The 19,787-nt window shown below is 71.4% G+C and carries 22 protein-coding genes; 13 read left to right on the plus strand and 9 right to left on the minus strand.

The genetic code is table 11. The annotated features are described in order from the left end of the window. Positions 1-29 precede the first annotated feature (29 nt). The 3 genes from QSK25_RS06680 (at position 30) to QSK25_RS06690 (ending at position 2,091) form a co-directional block, all read left to right on the plus strand. Positions 30-656 carry a TetR/AcrR family transcriptional regulator gene (locus tag QSK25_RS06680; protein ID WP_285634706.1) on the plus strand — a complete coding sequence of 209 codons (627 nt, stop codon included), beginning with the start codon at positions 30-32 and terminating at the stop codon, positions 654-656. Positions 657-718: 62 nt separating this feature from the next. Next, positions 719-1,426 carry a hypothetical protein gene (locus tag QSK25_RS06685; protein WP_285634708.1) on the plus strand — a complete coding sequence of 236 codons (708 nt, stop codon included), beginning with the start codon at positions 719-721 and terminating at the stop codon, positions 1,424-1,426. Continuing rightward, positions 1,423-2,091, plus strand: a complete 669-nt coding sequence (locus QSK25_RS06690) for a DUF4166 domain-containing protein (RefSeq protein ID WP_285634710.1) — start codon at positions 1,423-1,425, stop codon at positions 2,089-2,091. Before QSK25_RS06685 ends, QSK25_RS06690 begins: the two co-directional genes overlap by 4 nt. A 116-nt stretch (positions 2,092-2,207) precedes the next feature. On the opposite strand, the gene QSK25_RS06695 is transcribed toward QSK25_RS06690, so the two are convergent. From QSK25_RS06695 to QSK25_RS06705, 3 genes are all read right to left on the minus strand, one after another. After that, the gene (locus tag QSK25_RS06695) at positions 2,208-3,635 is read right to left on the minus strand and encodes a PepSY-associated TM helix domain-containing protein (protein ID WP_285634713.1); all 1,428 of its coding nucleotides are present in this window, start codon (positions 3,633-3,635) and stop codon (positions 2,208-2,210) included. An 85-nt stretch (positions 3,636-3,720) separates the two neighbouring features. Further along, complete coding sequence (locus tag QSK25_RS06700; RefSeq protein WP_285634716.1) at positions 3,721-4,485, minus strand: TSUP family transporter; 765 nt, start codon at positions 4,483-4,485, stop codon at positions 3,721-3,723. A gap of 175 nt (positions 4,486-4,660) precedes the next feature. Continuing rightward, positions 4,661-5,551 (minus strand): SDR family oxidoreductase, encoded by an 891-nt coding sequence (locus tag QSK25_RS06705; RefSeq protein WP_285634719.1) that lies wholly within the window; start codon positions 5,549-5,551, stop codon positions 4,661-4,663. Positions 5,552-5,636: 85 nt separating this feature from the next. Here QSK25_RS06705 and QSK25_RS06710 point away from each other — a divergent pair, with 85 nt between their 5' ends. The 4 genes from QSK25_RS06710 to QSK25_RS06725 are packed head-to-tail and all read left to right on the plus strand — an operon-like array spanning position 5,637 to position 8,592. Continuing rightward, a complete protein-coding gene (locus tag QSK25_RS06710; protein WP_285634722.1) occupies positions 5,637-6,200 on the plus strand; it encodes a TetR/AcrR family transcriptional regulator in 564 nt (187 codons plus the stop codon). 10 nt (positions 6,201-6,210) lie between these two features. Continuing rightward, positions 6,211-7,179 (plus strand): LysR family transcriptional regulator, encoded by a 969-nt coding sequence (locus QSK25_RS06715; protein WP_285634726.1) that lies wholly within the window; start codon positions 6,211-6,213, stop codon positions 7,177-7,179. A gap of 47 nt (positions 7,180-7,226) precedes the next feature. Continuing rightward, positions 7,227-8,168 carry a TIGR03564 family F420-dependent LLM class oxidoreductase gene (locus tag QSK25_RS06720; protein ID WP_285634729.1) on the plus strand — a complete coding sequence of 314 codons (942 nt, stop codon included), beginning with the start codon at positions 7,227-7,229 and terminating at the stop codon, positions 8,166-8,168. Positions 8,169-8,196: 28 nt separating this feature from the next. Next, on the plus strand, positions 8,197-8,592 hold the full coding sequence (locus tag QSK25_RS06725) for a MerR family transcriptional regulator (protein WP_352235711.1): 396 nt from the start codon (positions 8,197-8,199) through the stop codon (positions 8,590-8,592). A gap of 9 nt (positions 8,593-8,601) precedes the next feature. Here the strand turns inward: QSK25_RS06725 and QSK25_RS06730 are convergent, their stop codons facing one another. Then, complete coding sequence (locus QSK25_RS06730; RefSeq protein ID WP_285634732.1) at positions 8,602-9,528, minus strand: NADP-dependent oxidoreductase; 927 nt, start codon at positions 9,526-9,528, stop codon at positions 8,602-8,604. 105 nt (positions 9,529-9,633) lie between these two features. Beyond that, on the minus strand, positions 9,634-9,987 hold the full coding sequence (locus QSK25_RS06735) for a S26 family signal peptidase (RefSeq protein ID WP_285634735.1): 354 nt from the start codon (positions 9,985-9,987) through the stop codon (positions 9,634-9,636). Between the two features lie 86 nt (positions 9,988-10,073). On the opposite strand from QSK25_RS06735, the gene QSK25_RS06740 reads away from it, so the two are divergent. Beyond that, positions 10,074-10,586, plus strand: a complete 513-nt coding sequence (locus tag QSK25_RS06740; protein WP_285634738.1) for a hypothetical protein — start codon at positions 10,074-10,076, stop codon at positions 10,584-10,586. A 7-nt stretch (positions 10,587-10,593) separates the two neighbouring features. Here the strand turns inward: QSK25_RS06740 and QSK25_RS06745 are convergent, their stop codons facing one another. Then, a complete protein-coding gene (locus tag QSK25_RS06745; RefSeq protein WP_285634740.1) occupies positions 10,594-11,172 on the minus strand; it encodes a hypothetical protein in 579 nt (192 codons plus the stop codon). A 17-nt stretch (positions 11,173-11,189) separates the two neighbouring features. Between QSK25_RS06745 and QSK25_RS06750 the strand changes: the two genes are divergently transcribed. Beyond that, entirely contained in the window at positions 11,190-11,330 is a 141-nt protein-coding gene (locus QSK25_RS06750; protein ID WP_285634742.1) for a hypothetical protein, read from the plus strand. A 183-nt stretch (positions 11,331-11,513) separates the two neighbouring features. Here the strand turns inward: QSK25_RS06750 and QSK25_RS06755 are convergent, their stop codons facing one another. Both QSK25_RS06755 and QSK25_RS06760 read right to left on the minus strand, forming a co-directional pair. Continuing rightward, positions 11,514-12,068, minus strand: a complete 555-nt coding sequence (locus QSK25_RS06755; RefSeq protein ID WP_285634744.1) for a hypothetical protein — start codon at positions 12,066-12,068, stop codon at positions 11,514-11,516. Between the two features lie 143 nt (positions 12,069-12,211). Beyond that, positions 12,212-13,369, minus strand: coding sequence for a mandelate racemase/muconate lactonizing enzyme family protein (locus QSK25_RS06760; protein ID WP_285634747.1), 1,158 nt, complete (start codon positions 13,367-13,369; stop codon positions 12,212-12,214). A 74-nt stretch (positions 13,370-13,443) separates the two neighbouring features. On the opposite strand from QSK25_RS06760, the gene QSK25_RS06765 reads away from it, so the two are divergent. The 4 genes from QSK25_RS06765 to QSK25_RS06780 all read left to right on the plus strand — a co-directional run bounded on the left by QSK25_RS06765 (position 13,444) and on the right by QSK25_RS06780 (position 19,026). Further along, entirely contained in the window at positions 13,444-14,187 is a 744-nt protein-coding gene (locus QSK25_RS06765; protein ID WP_285634750.1) for a FadR/GntR family transcriptional regulator, read from the plus strand. A 182-nt stretch (positions 14,188-14,369) separates the two neighbouring features. After that, positions 14,370-15,752 carry an extracellular solute-binding protein gene (locus QSK25_RS06770; protein WP_285634753.1) on the plus strand — a complete coding sequence of 461 codons (1,383 nt, stop codon included), beginning with the start codon at positions 14,370-14,372 and terminating at the stop codon, positions 15,750-15,752. Then, complete coding sequence (locus QSK25_RS06775) at positions 15,749-17,758, plus strand: ABC transporter permease (RefSeq protein ID WP_285634756.1); 2,010 nt, start codon at positions 15,749-15,751, stop codon at positions 17,756-17,758. Before QSK25_RS06770 ends, QSK25_RS06775 begins: the two co-directional genes overlap by 4 nt. Further along, on the plus strand, positions 17,755-19,026 hold the full coding sequence (locus tag QSK25_RS06780) for a mandelate racemase/muconate lactonizing enzyme family protein (RefSeq protein ID WP_285634759.1): 1,272 nt from the start codon (positions 17,755-17,757) through the stop codon (positions 19,024-19,026). Before QSK25_RS06775 ends, QSK25_RS06780 begins: the two co-directional genes overlap by 4 nt. Positions 19,027-19,041: 15 nt before the next feature. On the opposite strand, the gene QSK25_RS06785 is transcribed toward QSK25_RS06780, so the two are convergent. After that, positions 19,042-19,779, minus strand: a complete 738-nt coding sequence (locus tag QSK25_RS06785; RefSeq protein ID WP_285634761.1) for a ribonuclease activity regulator RraA — start codon at positions 19,777-19,779, stop codon at positions 19,042-19,044. Positions 19,780-19,787 lie beyond the last annotated feature (8 nt).

A 19,787-nucleotide genomic window follows, 5' to 3' on the forward strand; every position in this document is an offset into this window, starting at 1 on the left:
GTGACAACGCGCGGCTCTACGGTGGTGGTGTGGCCGACACCCGACAACGCCTCATCGACGGCGCGATCGAGACCCTCCGCACGCACGGTCTGACCGGCACGACGGCGCGCAGCATCGCGGCCACCGCCGGCGTCAACCAGGCGCTGGTCTTCTACCACTTCGGCACCGTCCACGACCTGCTCCAGGCCGCCTGCCTCGCCGCCACGCGGGCGCGCGTCGAGCCGTTCGTCGACCGCCTCGAACAGATCACCGACCTGCGGCAACTCCTCGCGCTCGGCCGGTCCCTGCACACCGAGGAACGCGCCGAGGGCAACGTCATGGTGCTCGCCCAGCTGCTCGCGGGCGCCCAGACCAGTCCCGAACTCGCCGAGGCCACGGCCGCGTCCCTGCACCTGTGGATCGCTCCGATCGAAGGGGCCCTGACCAGGTTGCTCACCGGTTCGCCGCTGTCCGACCTGATCGACACGGCGGGGCTCGCCCGCGCGGTCAGCGCCGGGTTCATCGGCCTCGAGCTGTACGAGGGCGTCGACCCGGACGGGGCGAAGGCGGCGCTGGACGCCCTCGACCGGCTGGCCGTGCTCATCGAGGTCGTGGACGACCTCGGCCCCGTCGCCCACCGGGCCCTGCGTGCCAAGCTCCGCAGGAAGAAGTTTTGAGCATCTGCTCAAAACTGGGTTACCCTTCGATTTGAGCGATCGCTCAAACGGGAGGGGGTCCCATGGCGCGACGACGAGCGCTCTACGTGGAGACGGTGATCCGGGCCGACCTCGACGAGGTGTGGCGGCTCACCCAGGAGCCGCGCCCGCACCAGCGGTGGGACGTGCGGTTCAGCACGATCGACTACCTGCCGAAGGCGAGCGAGGACGCGGAGCAGCACTTCCGGTACGCGGTCCGCGTGCTGGGCCTCGAGGTGGGCGGGGTCGGCGTCAGCGTCGGCGAGCGCGTCAAGCCGGACGGGTCCCGGACGTCGGCGCTGCGCTTCAGTTCGGCGCACCCGTTGTCGCTGATCCGCAGCGGCGCGGGCTACTGGCGGTACGTGCCGACCGGTGACGGCGTCCGGTTCCTCACCGGCTACGACTACCGGCCCGGCTGGGGACGTCTGGGCGCGCTGGCCGACCGCCCGTTCCGCCGGCTGATGGGCTGGGGCACGGCCTGGTCGTTCGACCGGCTCCGGCTCTGGCTCGAACACGGTGTGCCGCCCGAGAAGTCGCTCCGGCGTGCCCTCGCGGACGCCGGCACGAGACTCGCCGTCTGCGCCACCGCCTGGGCGGCCGCGCCGAAACCGGTCGCCGCGGCCCTCACCCTCGGCGCGCTGCTGGCGCCGCCGCTGCCGTCGACCCCGGCCGCGCGGAGGTGCCGGCGGACGCCGCCGGACCGCCGTTCGTCCACCGCGCCGTCCACCCTGTCCACTTTGGAGCGCCCGTGACGTCGATCTTCCAGCGCGCCCTCGGCGCCGACTTCGAGCTCCTGCACCCGCGACTGCGCCGCCGGTTCGGGTTCGGCAGCGACGACGGCATCGCCTGCGTGGGGACGGGGGTGATGGACCGGGTGTGGCACGGCCGCGGCTTCACCAGGCCGTTCCTCTGGCTCGGTGCCCAGCGGCACATCCTGCTGCCCAGCCGGGGCAGCGACGTCCCGTTCACCATCCAGAACTACCCGTACCGCGACTCCCTCGGCCGCGAGACGGTCACCTTCGTGCGCACCTTCGTGTTCGACCGGCCGCGGCGCTGGGACGCGACGATGATCTACAGTCCCGAACGCGGCTGCGTCGTGGATTACCTGGGGACGCACCAGCACGTGTCCGTGGACCTGCACCTGTCCGTTGTGGACGGTGCGCTGGTGATCCGCAGCGGCGAGCAGCGCTTTCACGAAGGGCCGCTGCACTTCCGCATCCCCTCGTCGGTCACCGGCACCGCCGAGGTCCGCGAGTCCTACGACGAGGGTGCGGGGCGGTTCCGCATCGACGTCGAGGTGTCGAACCACCGGTTCGGGCCGCTGTTCGGGTATTCCGGCACGTTCACCTGCGCGTTCCCCCAGGTCGCGGGTGTTCCGGAGGAGATCAGGCCGATCCGGGAGCAGGCGAGGGTCTGAGGGGCGGAGGCGGCCGGCTTCGAGGTGGCGCCGGCGACCATCGAGATCGCCGGCCCTCCGTCGCTCTGCGAGAGCTGTTTCGGCCCGCGGAGCCGACCTCGCGCTGATCCTGGGGTTCACGCCACCGTTCGGGCGCTGACCTCCTTGCGGGACTTCACGAACCCGATGATCCCGTCGAGGACCAGGAACGCCACCAGGCTGATGCCGAGCAACGGCATGGCGATGCCGAGCGCGATCAGCACGAGCGGTGCCGGGATGACGAACCACAGCGGCAGCTGCTGCCAGCCACCGCGCCGGGGAGCCGTGCCGAACGGCGCTGTGCGGTCCGCGCGAGTGGGACGGCGCTGCCACCACATCCGGTAGCCGAAGAAGATCAGCGTGAGGATCGTGGCGGCCAGCAGCAGGAGTGCGATCTGGTTGGCGAGGCCGAACAGCAGGCCCATGTGGGCGAGAACGCCCAAAGTGGACAGTTGGGCGAGGAACGGCCGGTCGGCGAAGTCCGCGCGGGCCGTGACGGTGCCGGTGGCGGGGTCGACGGCGGCCTTGTCCTGCCGGACCGGCCAGAGCTGGTCGGTCTGCGCGACGGACCACGCGGTGCCCGGTGCCGTGGCCGGGGTGAGTTCGAGCGGCCCGTCGAGACCGGCCCCGCGACCGGCGGCGAGCACGGTGTCGAACGTCCTGGCGTCGACCGGCCCGGAGGTGCCCGCGCTGCCGTCGTGCTGCGCGTGTTCGCTCGTCGCGGCGGGTGCGGAGCCGGGCAGCGCGGTGTCGAGGGCAGGCGCCTTGGCGTTGAGGGCGGTCAGCACGGCGCTGAAGTTCTCGCCGGCGTAGTTCGACCACGTCAGTCCGGTGGCGGACAGGAACAGCGCGCCCACCAGGGCCCAGACGCCGAGGCTCGCGTGCCACGAGCGGCTCCCGCGCACGCCCTTGGCGCCCTTCTCCGGCAGCAGCACCGCGCGGACCCGGCGCTGGGCGGTGCGGCGGCGCTGGAGCCACAGCACGAGGCCGACGACCGCGAGCACCCAGAGCCAACTGGCCGCGAGCTCCGAGTAGAGGTTGCCGACCGCGCCGAGCTGGAGGTCGCGGTGGAACTGGTCGAGCCACGTGACGGCCGGTGTCGCGCCCGCCCACGTCGTGAGCTCGCCCTTCACCTCGGCGGTGTACGGGTCGACGTAGACGGTCTTGCTGTACTCCTCGGCGAGGCCGGGGGCGGCGAACACGACGCGCGTGGTGGCCTCGGGGTCGTCGAAGAGCTGCACGGCGGTCACGGTGCCCTCGGGCAACGCGGCCTGCGCGGCGGCGACCTGGTCGGAGACGGGACGGGCGGTGCCCGCGGGCTCCACCCACAGCTTGTCGTCGTAGAGCACGTCGTCGATCTGGGGCGCGAACGCGTACAGCATGCCGGTCACGGCGGCCACGACCAGGAACGGGCCGATGAGCACGCCGGCGTAGAAGTGCAGCCTGCGCAGCAGCGGTACGACGGAGATCTGGCCGGCGCGGGGTGTCTCGTCTGTTCTTTCGAGCTCGAGCAGGGGAGCGGACACGGGGGACCTCGGTGGTGGGGAGGGAGTGCGGGGGTTGGAGACGTAGTCGGCTGCGACCCGCGTCTGGTTCCCCGATCGGTTCAGGTCAGCGGATGGCCTGGGTCACGTAGAGCAGCGCCAGGCCGACGGCGAGGGCTCCGAGCAGCCGCCGCAGGAGGAGTTCGGGCACGCGGGGCTGGAGCCGGGCACCGAGGTAGCCGCCGAGCAACCCGCCGACGCCGCAGGAGAGTCCGAGCAGCCACTGCGGTGCCGAGCCCGCCGTGGTCGTCACCGCGAGCACGGCGTAGGTGAGGGCGCCGACGACCGAGGTGACGAACGTGGAGGCGAGCGCCGCCGGTGCCACCACGGCCAGGGGCAGACCCAGCCCGGCGAGCACCGGTTCGAGCAGCGAACCGCCTCCGATGCCGTAGATCCCGCCGACCACCCCGGCCGCGAGACCCAGCACCGCGATCGTCCTGGACGACGGCCGCCCGCGCGGCGGAGTTCGGTGTGGCTTCAGGGTTTGCCAGCACAGCCAGGCACCCAGCGGCAGCAGGACCGCGGAGACGACGAGCCGGAACTCGCGGGCGCCCGGCACGGCGAAGACCCTGACCAGCGTGCCGAGGACGACGCCGGGGAGGGTGCCGGCGAGGAGTTCGCGGGTGAGCCCGTCGTGCGGGCGGCCGCGGTAGCGGAGCAGGGCGCCGGGCGTGGCGACGATGTTGAACAGCAGGTTCGTCGGCGTGACCGAAGGACTCGGCACGCCCAGCACGCTCAGCTGGACGGGGAGCAGGAACACCGCGCCGGACACGCCGACGGGCGCGATCACCAGTCCGGCCGCGAACCCGGCGGCGCACTGGTACCAGGTCACCGCTTCCGACTTTCCACGTCGAGGATCGAGCGGGTCCGAGACTGCCGTGTGGTGGTGACGCCCGCCAACCACTCGATCATCGATCTCACGACGTGGTACGCCGTTGCCCCCCGGACCGGCCCGACGAGACCGGCGCCGGCGTGCGCGCCGGGGTGGACCGGCCCGCCGGCCGTCCTCAGTGGACCTGCTGCTTCGCCCAGTCCGCGAACGAGGTCATCGGAACGCCGAACCGGGCCGCGACCGCAGGGTCCGCCGAGATCTCGGTGGTGTTCATGCCCGCCTGGTTGGCGAGCAGCAGCGGGAGCATGCCGCGGGCCTCGCCCTGTTCGACCGTGACGTGTTCGACGTGCGCGGGGAAGCCGGCGGCCGTCAGCGCCTCCGCCATGTCCCGCAACGACAGCAGCTCGCCCGCCAGTTCGATCGCGTGGCCGTGGAACCGGGCGGGGTCGGCGAACGCGGCCGCCGCGGCCGTGCCGATGTCGTCGGGGACGATGACCGCCATCGGCTTGTCCGGGTCCAGCGCGGTCACGATCGTCTCGCCGGTCATGCCCTCGAACCAGATGGACGGGCGGCGCAGGTTCGTCGCGAAGAACGCGGGCCGCAGTTCGGTCCACGCCTCGAAACCGCTGTCGGGCAACGCCTGCCCGACCGCCGCCTTGCTCAGCCAGTAGTGCGGGTCGCCCCGGTGTGCCGCCCGCCCCAGCGCGGCGGCGCGCAGGTAGTCGCCGACACCGGACACGGAGGAGTGCACGAACTGCGCCACGCCGGCCTGGCGCGCGGCCGCGACCAAGTTGAGTCCCATCACCTTCTCGGCGTCCGAACCGACGTCCGCGAGGCTGGGGGTCTGCACCGAGAACACCGCCCGCGCGCCCCGCAACGCCGCCACCAGCGAGTCCGGATCGGTCAGGTCGCCCGTCGCCAGGTCGGCCCCGGCGTCGGCGAGGGCCTGCGCCGCCTCGGGGCGCCGCACCAGCGCGCGCACCGGCACGCCGTTCTCGAGGAGCCGCCGTGCCACCGCTCCACCCTGCTGCCCGGTCGCGCCCGTCACGACCACCACGTCCGTCATCACTTGCCTCCGTCTAAATGGGGGGTGCCCCCGTTTGTCGTTGCTACGATATGGGGCCTGACCCCAGTTGGCAACGGAGCGGTGGATGAAGACCTTGCGGGCCGACGCCCTGCGCAGCCGTGAGCGGATCGTGCGCGCCGCCGAAGCCGCGTTCCGCCGGCACGGGGTGGACGCCTCCCTGGAGGCGATCGCGAAGGACGCGGGGGTGGGGTCGGCCACGCTGCACCGCCACTTCCGGTCGCGGCGCGAACTCGTGGAGGCGGTCTTCCAGGACAGCACCGGCGCGGTCGCGGCGGAGGCCTCCCGGCTGGCGGCGGAACACCCGCCGGGACCCGCGCTCTTCCACTGGTTGCAGGCGGTGCTGGACCACACGCTGGCCAACCGGGGGCTCGCCACGACCCTGGTCCCGGCGGCGGACGAGCACCACGGGGGTTTCTGCGGCCACGACGCCCTTGAGGCCGCGGTGGCACCCCTGCTGGTGGCGGCCAAGGGGGCGGGGCAGGTGCGGGCGGACGTCACGGTCGGGGAGGTGCTGTCCCTGGTGAACGCGATCTCGCTGCTGGCGGACCACGACCCCGGCGCGGATCCCGAACGCCTGCTGGGGCTCGCGATCACCGGCTTCGGCCCCAGGCAGTGCGAGCAGCACTAGAGTGCGATCGATGCCCGCCGGGCATCGGTGTGGTGTGCTGATGGGCGTGGAGCTCAGACAACTCCGGTACGTCGTCGCGGTGGCCGAACACCGCCACTTCCGGCGCGCCGCCCAGGCGCTCGGGTTGACCCAGCCGTCGCTGTCGCGGCAGGTCGGCGCGGTCGAGCGCGAACTCGGGACGGCGCTGTTCGAACGGACGCCGCGCGGCGTCGTGCCCACCGCGGCGGGCGAGGTCTACGTCGTGCACGCCCGCAAGGTGCTCGAACAGGTCGAGGCGGGGGCGACGGAGGCCCGGCAGGCCGCGCGCGGGCAGACCGGGTCGTTGCGGCTCGGGTTCGTCAGCGAGGCGCTCATCGAACTGCTGCCGTCGCTGCTGGCGCGGTTCCGTTCCGTGCATCCCGCGGTGAGCCTGGACTGCCGGGAGATGTCGACGGTGCAGGCCGCCACCGCGCTGCTCGCGGGGGAGGTCGACCTGGCGTTCTGCCGGGGCGCGCCGACCGGGGACGGAGCCGAGCGGCTCACGTCGGTGCCGGTGGCCGGGGACCACCTCATCGCCGTGTGCCACCGCGGGCACCCGTTCGCCGGGCTGCCCGCGCTCTCTCCCGAGCAGTTGCGCGGTCAGCCGCTCATCGCCGCGCCCGCCGCCGACGAACCGGCCGCGGTGCGGGTGCTGGCGCCGTTGCTCGCCACCGCGGGCGGGGTCACGCAGGCGCGGGACGTGCACACGGTGATCGGGCTCGCGGCGTGCGGGATGGGGGTCGGGCTGGTGCCCTCGAGCGCGCGGCGGGCGGTGCGGCAGGAGACCGTGGCGGTGGAGATCGGCCCACGGTTGCGGTTGCCGGACCTGACGATGGCCTTCCGCCGCACCGACGGCTCGCCCCCGCTCGGCGCGTTCCTCTCCGTGACGCGGGAACACTGCCCCGGCACCGGGAAGCGGCTCGCCCGACTGATGCCCGGCGGGCATCAAGCGTCCCGTTGACGGGTATCGGCACCACCGGCGCTCGCTGCGGCGGGTGACATGGAGGCATGTCGATCACTACGCGAGCTGTGCGGTACGGGGTCACCCTGGCGGGCACGGGCGGCACCAACCTGGTGGAGGCCGCCGTCGCCGAGGCGCGGGAGGCCGCGGCGCACGGCGTCGATTCGGTCTGGATGGGGCAGCGGCTGGACTACGACGCCGTCGGACTGGCCGGGCTCGTCGGCACCCGCGTACCCGGTGTCGACGTGGGGGTGTCGGCGGTGCCCGTGTTCGGCCGCCACCCGCTGCTCGTCGGCAGCCAGGCCCAGACCGCGCAGGCCGCGACGGGCGGGCGCTTCCACCTGGCCGTCGCGCTGGGCGCGCCGCCGATCGTCGAGGAGGCGTTCGGGCTGCCGTGGGAACGGCCGGTGGCCCGGCTGCGGGAGTTCCTGACCGCACTGGGACCGCTGCTGCGCGGCGAACCGGTGGCGCACGAGGGCGACCTGATCACCGCGCGCTCGCTGCTGCCGACCCACGTGCCCGGCGCCACCCGCACCCCGCTGCTCGTCGCGGCCATGGCGCCGCAGGCCCTGCGCGTCACCGGTGAGCTGGCCGACGGAACGGTGCCCTACCTCGCCGGACCGCGGGCGCTGGCGGAGCACGTCGTCCCGGCGATCACCGCTGCCGCGAACGCCGCCGGACGGCCGGCCCCGCGGGTGGTCGCCCTGGTCCCGGCCGCGGTCACCACCGACGTGGAGGCGCGGCGCACCATGGCGGACGGCCTCGCCTTCTACACCCGGTTCAAGTCCTACCGCAGGGTTCTCGAGCTCAACGGCACCGAGAACCCCGTGGACCTCGCCCTGATCGGTGACGAGGACGCGGTCGCCGAGGGGGTGCGCGAGTACGTCGAGGCGGGTGCGACGGAGGTGGTCCTGACCGCCCACCACGACCTCGACGCCGCCACCCAGTCGAGGACCCGCGCACTGGCCGGAGCGCTCGCCCGGCGGTGACCGTGCCGAGGAGCCGTAGGCTGGTCGCGTGGCCACGAACTCCGACGCCCGGACGATGAAGATCGGCGAACTGGCACGGCTGACCGGCGTCAGCGCCCGGTCGCTGCGGTACTACGAGCAGCAGGGGCTGGTGCACAGCACGCGGTCGACCGGCGGGCAACGGCACTACGCGGCCGGCGAGGTCGCGCGGATCGAGATCATCCGCAGGTTGTTCGACGCCGGCCTGAGCAGCAGGGTGATCGCCCGGCTGATGCCCTGCGTCGACACCGGTGGCACCGAGGTGGCGCAGGACGCGTTCACCACGATGCTCGGCGAACGCGACAGGCTGACCGCCGACATCGGCCGGCTCGTCGAGGCCAGGTCGGCGCTCGACGAGCTGATCGAGATCAACACGCGCTACCGGCACCAGGCCGGCGCCGCCTGAGCAGCCCGGTCAGAGGCTCAGGTCGAGGACGAGCTTGCCCGTGGCGTGCCCCGACTCGACGAGCGCGAGCGCCTCGGCCGCGTCCGCCAGCGGGTACGTCCTCGTGATGTGCGGATCCAGGCGTCCTTCGGTCATCAGCGCGGCGACGCGTTCGAGGTTCGCCCGGTCGAGGCGGCGGCGCACCACCTCGCCGCCCAGTTCGGTCACGGCCGGGTCGCCGACGGAGACGATCGCGCCCCGGTCCGCGACCAGCGAGGCCACCGCGCGCAGCGAGTCACCACCCACGTTGTCGGCCACGGCGGCGAAACCTCCGGGAGCGAGCGCGCGGAGCCGTTCCACGACGTCGCCCCCGGTGTAGTCGACGAACGTCGCGCCGGTCGCCGTCACGAGGTCCCGCTTGGCCGGCCCGGCCGTGCCGGTCACGACCAGTCCCCGGTCCCGCGCGAGCTGGGCCAGCGCGATGCCCACACCGCCGCCGATGCCGTTGACCAGCAGCGACGCGCCAGCGGGCAGGTCCAGCTGGTCGAGCACGTCGAGCGCGGTGGTGCCGGCGACGGGAATGGTCGCCGCCCACGTCTCCGGCAACGCGTCCGGGATGCGCGCGGTGGACTCCCCGAGCAGCAGCGTGGTCTCCGCGTACGTGCCCGCGCCGGTCAGCGCGAACCCGGTGACGCGGTCGCCGACGGCCAGCCCGGTCACGTCGGATCCCACGGCCAGCACCGTGCCGGCCGCCTCCATCCCGAGGACCTGGGGGAACGGCACGTGGCCGTTCAACGCGGTGCCGTGGCCCGACCGCAGCTTGTGGTCGAGCGGGTTGACCCCGGCGGCCGCGACGCGCACGAGCACCTCCGCCGGTCCGGGCACGGGATCCGGCCGCTCGAAGGACAACTGCACCTCGGCGCCGCCGAACTCCTTGTACCCCAGCACTTCACCCATGATCGCCTGCTCCTCGGCCGTCGGTTCGGGACGACGCGAAGCTATTCGATGACACCGGTGTCAGCTTCCACCCGTTGTGACGACCGCCACCCGGGGTGTCCGCAGTCAGGGGCTGTCTTCGTTCTTCAGGACCTTGCCCGCGATGTCCTTGCGCGGCACGCCGTCCACCTCCACGCAGAGCCCGAAGACCCGGTCCCTGGACGTCCAGCCGTTGATCCCGCCCCGGTTGTTCCCGATCTGCACCCGCTGGCCCGCGATCGCGGTGACCCGATGCAGGTACACGGTTCCGGCGACCCGGACCAGGACGATGTCGTCCACCTCGAGCTTCGCCGTGTCGACCGGGGCGACGGTCACGAGCTGGCGGCTGACGATCAACGGCACCATCGACGAGCCGGTCGGCCGGAACTGCACCCTCTCGCCCTGCGCGACGCGAGCCGCGACGGCGTCCATCATTCCCACACGCCGTAGCTTCGGCGGCACGCCCGGTGCCGCGCAACGCATTTGTCCGCCTTGTCGGGCCCCACCGCATGCCGGACAATGCGGACGTGGGGGAGTGGAAGCGGATCGTGCCGGACGAGAACGAGCTGCCGGGTGTCGTGATCTTCGCGGTGATCTTCGCCGCGTTCGCCGTGTTGTTCGCGGGGATGGTCCTGGTGGCGCCGGGCAAGGTGGTCGGGTGGTGGGGGATGTCCTCCGCGATCGCGCTCTGCGCGGGGATGGCCTGCTTCCTGTGGAGGGCGGGGCGCACGGGTGTCCACTTCGGACCGCGCGGTGTGCTGGTCCACCCCGCGACCCGCGCCGCCGAGGTCGTGCCGTGGGACGAGTTCGTCCGGTTCGAGGTCCGCCCGGAGCGGGCTGCGGGCGTGGCACCGCGAGGTGCCGTCGTGCACGTCGTCCGCACGACCGGGGACCCGGTCGCGACGCCGCTCAAGCAGTCGATCGACGCCGACTGGAACCGGACGTTCTACTTCTTCGAGGTCGTGCTGTCCGAAGTGGAGTTCGCCGACGCGCTCGCTCGCCTGAACGCGTGGGCGGTCGCGTACACCTCGCGGGAGTGACCGCCGGCTACACCGTCGTCGAGTGAATCCCCGTGCCGTACACGAAGCGCAGCCCGGCCTCCGCGATGAACCGCTGGGCGTGCGGCAGCACCGGCCGGGACCCGATCTTGTCCACCGCCCTCCGCCGGATCGCCCGGTTGAGTCGGCCGGAGGCGCTGGTGACGGCGGCCCAGTCCCACTCGGCGGGGTCACCCAGTTCCGGGTTGGTCGCCGCCCACGCGGAAGCGCGCTTCTCGGAGTTGTGGTTCGTGTGGCTCCACCCCAACTCCCGCACCCCGTCGACCCTGCCGCGATCGAGCTGGATGAGGCCCCAGCCCTCGCAGGTGTAGCGGAACGGGGCCTCCGGGGACACCCCGGGCAGGAAGTCGATGCGGCTGCGCAGAGGTTCCGGCCCCGCCCCGTCGACGAACAACGACAGGTGCCAGGCCCGCTGATCACCCGCGGCCTCCGCGGCGGAGCGGAACTCCCGCAACTCCGTCCCCGGTTCCGAGTCGGACTCGAACACGCGGAACACCCCGAGACCGAACACGGTCTCCAGCACCGCGGTCCAGTCGTCACCGGCGGCGAAGAAGTCGAGGTTCGGCACGATCACACCCTAACCCGGTGCCGGGTGACGCCGGACGTTCCTCGTGCGGCATCACGGGCGAGATGGGGAACTCGCCCGTGCACGCCACGATCGACCACGGGACCGTCGACTGGCAGCTGACCACCGTGCTGCGGGCCGTCGACGGTCCCGGGGCGTGAGGCCGGTCAGACGCTGAAGCCGCCGTCGACCGTCAGCAGCGCGCCGGAGTGCATCGGGCGGCGCCTGGACGTGGTGCAGCGCAACCGCGATGCCGTCAGGTCGTCCCTGCGGTCCTGGGAGGACACCCTCGCCCGGAAGAGGACCGGCCGGTCCGCGAACCGACCGGCCGGTCCTCCACGAGGTCAGGCGATGCGCAGGAAACGGCCGATCGGGTACACCCAGCCGCGGGTGAACTCGAGTCCCAGCTGGTGGTCGTACACCTGGCACCCGCTCGGCTGGGGCAGGTCGGGGCAGAAGTACACGGTGAGCGCCGAGTACGTGAGCACGTCGTTCGGGTCGACCGGGGCGATCCTGTTCCTCACGGCGAACGCCACCGACGCCAGGCGCGGGTCCTGCACGCCGTTCGGGTAGTACACCTCCGATTCGGGGTCGTACACGAGGATCTGGTCGTTGAAGATGCAGACGTTCGCCCCGAAGAAGAAGTCGTACATCTTCGTGCCCTGGCTGGTCTCGTAGATGGACTCCACGACCTCCTCGCGGTAGCAGGGAGTGCCGGGCGGAAACGCGCGGGGCGGGCTGATCGGCCACGCGGTGGTCTTGACGTCGCCCGCGCCGGCCGACGAGACCGCCTCCAGCGCGGGCTTCTCCGACGACGCCGAGGCCGCCGGAGCCGCGATCACGATCAGGGTCAGGGCCGCCACGGCTGCCGCGGACAGGCGTGTGAAGCGTGTGAACACTGGAACACCCCTCTGGTTGCAGTGTCGAACAGGCTTCAGCCTCGCCGGGCGGACTGGACGCAGATTGGACGGAGACTGGTTTCGGCCGACGCGCCCGCACGCGCCGACCGGTTCCACTCCACTGTGGACTCAGAGGTGACCCGTCACTCGAACACCCCGTAGCCCGCGACGGCGTGCGCCCGCACACCGTCCATGTCGAGCTCCACGCCGATCCCGGGGGTGTCGGGCAGCGTGATGTAGCCGTCCTTCACGATCGAGCCGCTCCCGTCCGGGGCGTGGACGTAGCTGTCCCACACCTCCCGCTCCTCCAGGGCGTGCCACTCCTGGACGTAGAAGTTGGGGATCGCCGCGCACTGGTGCGACGTGGCCATCGTGCCCAGCGGCGTCGACACCAGGTGCGGTGCGAACGGGACGTAGTGCAGCTCCGCCAGGTTGGCGATCTTCTTGGCCTCCGCGAGGCCGCCGCACTTCGGCACGTCCGGTTCGATCACGTCCACGGCGCCGCGTTCGAGCAGCTCGCGGAACCCCCAGCGCAGGTAGAGGTTCTCACCCGCGCAGATGGGTGTGCTGGTCTGCGACCGCACCCGCACCAGCGCGTCGACGTTCTCGGCCGGCAGCGGTTCCTCGAGCCACATCAGGTCGAACGGTTCGAGCGCCCGCGCGATCCGGCACGCGCTCGGCACGTCGTAGCGGGCGTGCAGGTCGATGGCGAGGTCGACGTCGGGCCCGATCGCCTCGCGGACGGCGGCCACGCGCGCGACCATCGACCGCAGCTCGGCCGCGTTGACCGTGTGGTTGAAGTCGTCGAACTTCGCCGGGTGGCTCATGTCGTCGACGTCGAACTTGAGCGCGGTGAAGCCCTCGGCGACCATCCGCTGGGCCCGGTCCACGCACCCGGACACCGACCCGGCCGGGTCGTCCCCGTCGCCGCAGTCGGCGTAGAGGCGGATCCGGTCGCGGAACTTGCCGCCGAGCAGCCGGTGCACGGGCTGGCCCGCCGCCTTGCCCGCGAGGTCCCACAGCGCGAGCTCGATGCCGGACAGGGCGATCACGAACACCCCGCCCTGGGGTCCCGCGAACACCTTGCCGCGCCGGAGCTTCTCCCAGCACCGCTCGACGTTGCGCGGGTCCTCCCCGATCAGGAGGGGGGTCAGGAACTTGATCATCCCGACCACGCCGGCCGCGCCGGCGTCGGGATTGGCCTCGCCGTAACCACTGAGACCCTCGTCGGTGTCGATCCGGACCAGCGTGGCCTCACCGTGGTAGGCGACCACCGCCGTACTGACGTTCACGATCCGCATTGCTCTCTCCCGCCACCGGGTTGTGCATATGAACGGACGAACGCGATTCCCAACTTGTCCTATAAGCTGATGACATGCAAAGGGGACAAGAGTCTTCGGACGCTGTCAAGGTCCGGACCCTGCCCGTGCAGGTGGCCGCACACCTGACCCGGCGCATCGTGAGCGGCGAGCTCCAGGACGGCCGGGGGCCGTCGGAGCTCGACATCTCGCGCGAGTTCGGGGTGTCCCGCGTGGTGGCGCGGGAGACGCTGAAAGTCCTGGCGTCGCTGGACATCGTCGAGGTGGCGCAGGGGCGCCGCGTCGTCGTGCGCCCACCGGCGGAGTGGGACTACCTGAGCCCGTTGCTGATCGAGTGGCTGCCCGCCGAGGTCGTGGGCGAACTGCTGCAGGAGCTCGACCAGATGCGGATGCTGCTCGAACCGGAGCTGGCCGCGATGGCCGCGGCCCTCGTCACCGACGAGACGCTCGACCGGCTCCGGGACGAGATCGGCCGGATGGAGGCGCTGGAAGGAGATCCCAACGCCTACCTCGAGGTCGACCACGAGTTCCACATGGAGATCTGCCGGGCGGCGGACAACCGCATCCTGGACCGGATCATGTACTCGGCGCGCTGGCTCGGCACGGCCAGCCGCCGCATCACCAACGAGGCGCCCGCCGCGCTGTGCAAGGCCACCGCCGACCACACGGAGATCTACGAGGCGCTCGTGGCACGCGACCCCGACCGGGCCCGTGCGGCGATGCGCAAGCACCTCGCCAACAACTCCAACCTCCTCGCGGAGAAGAAGCGGCAGACCAAGCGGTCACCCCGCCGGCGTTAGCCGCGACGAGCACCAGAACACCGCGTCAGCAGTCCTTCACCACATGCACGACCCGGCAGCGAAGACCTCGCTGTCCCGCCGGTAGCAACGTCGCCCCGTCGGACGCGTCCGCCTGACCGGACGCGGGAGGAGTTGTTGTCATGGAAGCGAAAACGGACTTATCTCGGCGTACCTTCCTCGGCGTGAGCGCGCTCGGCGTGCTCGGTCTCGCCGGATGCGGGGGTGGCGGCCCCGCCGCCCCGCAGGTGGACGTCCAGGTGCCCCAGGCACTGCTCGACCAGGCGGCCTCGCTGCGCGGCGGGTCGGTCGGCATGCTCTCGCAGAAGCTGTACTCGGAAGCCGCGAACAAGGCGCTGGACAGGTCGTTGCAGGTCTTCGCAGAGGCCACCGGCACCACCGTCCGCAACGACCTGGTCTCCGGCGACGCGGGCGACATGGTCGCGAAGATGGACGCCGAGGTGAAGGCGGGCACCAGCCGCGACTTCGCGTTCGTGAGCGACCGGCGGTTCGTCGGCCAGCTGCACAACCTCGGCGCCCTCACCGACGTCACCGACGTGGTCGAGGAGATGCGCAAGCTCTACGGGGAACCCGCGACGGAGGCCACCAACTACTGCGTCTTCGGCGGCCGCTGGTTCGCGATCCCGTACCACTTCATCGCGACGGCGATGTACCTGCGCAAGGACTGGTACCAGGAGAAGGGGCTCCCGCTCAAACCGCACTACACGTGGGAGGAGTTGCGCGACAACGCCCTGGAGGTCTCCGACCCGGCGAAGAAGCGCTTCGGCTGGGGTCTCACGGTGAACCGCTCGGGCGACGCCAACGGCTTCATCGCGAACGTCATCAACTGCTACGGCGGCGCGCTCGCGGACAACACCGGCACGAAGGTCGTGCTGAACTCCCCGGAGACCGTCGCCGCCGTGACGTTCATGGGCGACATCTACACGAACCCGAAGTACGCGCCGATGCTGCCGCCCGGCATCGGCAGCTGGACCGACTCGAGCAACAACGAGAACTGGCTCGCCCAGATCCTCGGGCTCACGCTCAACCAGTTCAGCGTCTACGCCGACTCGAAGACCAAGAACAACCCGGTCTACGGCAACACCCACGCGTTCAACGGCGCGACCGGGCCGGCGCTCGACAAGCCGCTGGCGTTCGGCGAGTCCAACTCGTTCGTCGTGTTCAAGGGGGCGAAGAACCCCGACCTCGCGAAGCTCGTGGCCAAGTACATGGTCAGCGGCACCGCGCTGCTCGGTGTCGCGAAGGGAGCGCCGTGCCTGGTGAACCCCTCGTGGGACAAGGTGTGGGACTCCGACCCGTACTACACCAGCGGTGACCCGGCGTTCCCCGCGCTGCGCGAGCAGACCCGCACGCCGCTGCCGGTGACCACGAAGACCGGCTTCAAGTTCCCGCAGGCGCCGAGCCCCGGCGAACAGGCGGCCACCGCCGCGTACCTGCTCACCGACATGATGCAGTCGGTCATCCAGGGCACCAAGCCGGCCGACGCCGTCGCGGCGACCCACGCCCGCATGGTGCAGGTCTTCGAGCAGCAGGGCTACAAGCAGTGACCGACCTGCGCACACGGCCGGCGCCGGCTCGTCCGGCGCCGCGCACGTCGAGTTCACTGACCCCGTCCCAACGGCTGCTCGGGCGCGACTGGCGGCTCGCGGCGGCGTTCGTGGGACCGACGCTGGTGCTGGTCGCCGGCCTGATCCTCGTCCCGATCGTCGACTCGGTGGTCACCAGCACCACGGAACGCCACGGCGCCGAGACGGTCTTCGTCGGACTGGACAACTACACCGCCCTCATCGGTGACTCCCTGTTCCACAAAGGAGTGCTGAACTCGTTCGTCTTCACCGCGTACGCCGAGATCTTCAAGGTGACCCTCGGCCTCATCGCGGCGTTGATGCTGCACCACATGCGCCGCGGCCGCGCGATCGTCGCCGGCGTGATCCTGCTGCCGTGGGTGGTGCCGACCGTCGTCACCGCCTTCACCTGGCGGTCCCTGTTCGACCCGATCTTCGGCAGCGTCAACGTCCTGCTCACCGACTCCGGCATCGGGCCCGTCCTCGCGTCGATCGGGCTCGTCGACCGGTGGCCGGCGGAGTGGCTGTCCGATCCGGCGCTCGCGATGCCGTCGGTCATCCTGGTCAACGTCTGGAAGGGCATCCCGTTCTTCACGGTGACGTTCCTGGCCGGGCTCAAGGCGATCGACAGCCACCTCTACGAGGCGGCGATGGTGGACGGTGCCTCGCCGTGGCAGCGGTTCGTCCACATCACACTGCCCGGCCTGCGGCACGTGATGATCGTGACGGTGCTGCTGTCGTCGATCTGGACGTTCAACAACTTCGACCTGATCTGGCTGATGACCCAGGGCGGGCCGGGCGACGCCACCGCGCCGTACGTGATGGTGGCCTACTCGAAGGCGATCCAGCAGTTGCAACTCGGCGCGGGCGCCGCGGTCACGCTGGTGATGTTGCCGATCATCGCCGTGCTCGTCGTGGTCCTCGTGCGGATGATGCGCCGCAACGAGGTTCCGGGCGCGAGCGACCTGGGCCGCAGGCGGCTCACGCCCGCCCAGCGCCGCGCGGTGCCGTGGGTGGTCGTGCTCGTCTCGGTGCTCCTGCTGATCTGGGCGTCGCCGAACATCGTGTGGAAGGCCGCGCTCGTGCTGGGCGTGTTCGTGGTGCTCGCGGCCGCCGTCGGACGGGTCGTGTCGGTGTTCGCCGCACGGGGCAACAGGTTCGCGGCCCGCCTGATCGGCGGCACGGGGTCGGGCATCGCCCTGATCGGGCTGCTGGGCTTCGTGCTCGCCCCGCTGTACTGGATGACGGTCACGGCCTTCAAGTCCGACGACCAGATCGTCGCGCGCACCGACGACCTCTGGCCGACCCCGTGGACCACCGAGCAGTTCACGAACCTCTTCACGGACAGGGCGTTCGGCACCTGGTACCTCAACACCGTCCTGGTGTCGGTGGCGTCCACGGTGATCGCGCTGGTCTGCGCGGCGCTGGCCGGGTACGCGTTGGCGCGCCTGAAGTTCCGGGGCTCGGAGAGCTTCACGGTGACGATCCTGCTCACCTACGTGATGCCGGGCGCGTTGCTGTTCATCCCGCTGTACCAGTTGATGAGCGGCATCGGCCTCAACGACTCGTTGTGGTCGCTCGTGCTCGCCTACCCGACGTTCACGCTGCCGTTCGCGACGTGGTTGCTCGTCGGGTACTTCCGGTCGATCCCGGCGGACCTCGAGGAGGCCGCGCTGGTCGACGGCTGCACCCGGTTCGGGGCGTTCCTGCGGATCACGTTGCCGCTGGCCAAACCTGGCCTGCTCGCCGTCGCGCTGTTCACGCTCACCAACGCGTGGAACGAGTTCCTGTTCGCGTTCGTGTTCATCACCCAGGACGACTACAAGACGTTGCCGGTCGGCATGCAGTCGATGATCTTCGGTGACGTCGTGCCGCAGGGCCAGCTCGCCGCGGCCTCGCTGCTGATCAGCATCCCGGTCGTGACCATGTACGCGTTCGGGCAGCGGTTCCTGACCGAGGGCCTCACCGCCGGGGCGGTGAAGGGGTGAGCGAGGCGATCACGGAGGAGCACGTCGCCACCGCGTCGCGTCCGAGTGCCTTGCGGATCACCGATCTGCGGGTGGCGAACCTGGCCGGCGTGCCCTTCCACTCGTCGATCGTCCGGATCGAGACGAACCAGGGGCTGGTGGGCTACGGGGAGGTGCGCGACCAGGCCAGCGCCACCTACGCGTTGATGCTCAAGAGCCGGCTGGTCGGCGAGAACCCCTGCAACGTCGAGAAGATCTTCCGCGGGATCAGGCAGTTCGGGCACCACGGACGGCAGGGAGGGGGAGTGTCCGGCGTCGAGATGGCGCTGACGGACCTCGCGGGCAAGGCGTACGGGGTGCCCGCGCACGCGTTGCTCGGTGGCCGGTACCGCGACCGGATCCGGTGCTACGCCGACACCCCGTCGCTGCCGGACCCGCACGAGATGGGAGCCCGGCTGCTGGAACGCAGGCGGCGCGGGTACACGATGCTCAAGATGGACGTGGGCGTCGACCTGTTGTGGGACGTCCCGGGGGCGTTGATCGCGCCGCCCGGGGCCCGCGAGGACCTCGCGACGATGCACCCGTTCACCGGGATCCAGGTCACCGATCTGGGCGTGCGGCACCTGGCGTCCTACGTGGACGTCGTCCGGTCGATCGTGGGCTACGACGTCGCGCTCGCCGCCGACCACTTCGGCCACATCGCGCTCGACTCGTGCATCCGCATCGGCCGAGCGCTGGAACCGTTCACGCTGGCGTGGATCGAGGACCTGATCCCGTGGCAGCTGACCGACCAGTGGCGCCAGCTCACCGAAGCCGTTGCCGTCCCGACCTGCACGGGCGAGGACATCTACCTGCTCGACGGGTTCCGGCCGTTGCTGGACACCGGCGCCATCCGCGTCGTGCACCCGGATCCGGCGACGGCGGGCGGGATGGCGGAGACCAAGCGGATCGGTGATCACGCGCAGGAACGCGGGATCCCGATGGCGTTGCACCTCGCGGCGTCCCCGATCGCGACGATGGCGTCCGTGCACCTGGCCGCCGCCACGCAGAACTTCCTCGCGCTGGAGCACCACGCGGCCGAGGTCGAGTTCTGGAGCGACCTCGTCACCGGCCTGCCCCGGCCGTTGATCGAGGACGGCCACATCGCCGTGCCGGACACACCGGGGCTGGGGTTCGGGGACCTCGACGAGGAGTCGGTGCGCTGCCACCTCGACCCGCGGGACCCGGTCTTCTTCGCCGAGACGAAGCACTGGGACCGCGAGTCGAGCCACGACCGCCTGTGGAGCTGACGAGCGGTTGTGGAGCTAGCGTCCCTGCTCGGCGCGCCACTTCTCGTACTCGGGCCAGGCGTCCTCCGACAACGGGTAGTACCGCCGCAGGTCGCCGCCCTCGGACAGCCGGATCCGGGAGAACTCCTCCCACTCCGCGTGTTCCCGGGCGGCGGCGACCAGTGCGGGCGCGAGCTTCACCGGCACCACGACCGCCCCGTCGTCGTCCGCGACGACGATGTCGCCCGGTTCGACGAGCGTGCCGCCGCAGGCCACCGGCACGTTCACGGCGGTCGGGACGATGCCGGTCTGGGCGTGGTAGTTCGGGGTGGCACCGCGGATCCACAGCCCGAGCCCGAGCTTCTTGGCCTCGCCGACGTCGCGCAGGCACCCGTCGATCACCACGCCCGCGCCGCCGCGACCCTTGAAGTACGTCAGCATCATCTCGCCGAACACCCCGCTGCCCATGTCGCCGCGCGCGTCCACGACGATCATGTCGCCCTGCTGGGCGTGGTACATGACGTGCCGGTGCAGTTGTTTCTCCGGCTCGGCGTACTCCTCGTCGGGGTAGAGGTCCTCCCGCTTCGGCAGGAACTGCAGCGTCAGCGCCGGACCGGCCACCCGCACGCCGGGCGTCACCGTGACCGGGCCCTGGATGAACGCGCTGCGGATGCCCATGCGGCTCAGTTCGGCGCTCGCCGTCGCGCTGCCGAGAGCCGCGAGGGCGGTGCTGAGTTCTGCGGGCGGGCGAACGATGTCGTGCGTCTCGACCACGTCGGCAA

The sequence above is a fragment of the Lentzea sp. NBRC 102530 genome (assembly GCF_030269365.1).
GTDB lineage: Bacteria > Actinomycetota > Actinomycetes > Mycobacteriales > Pseudonocardiaceae > Lentzea.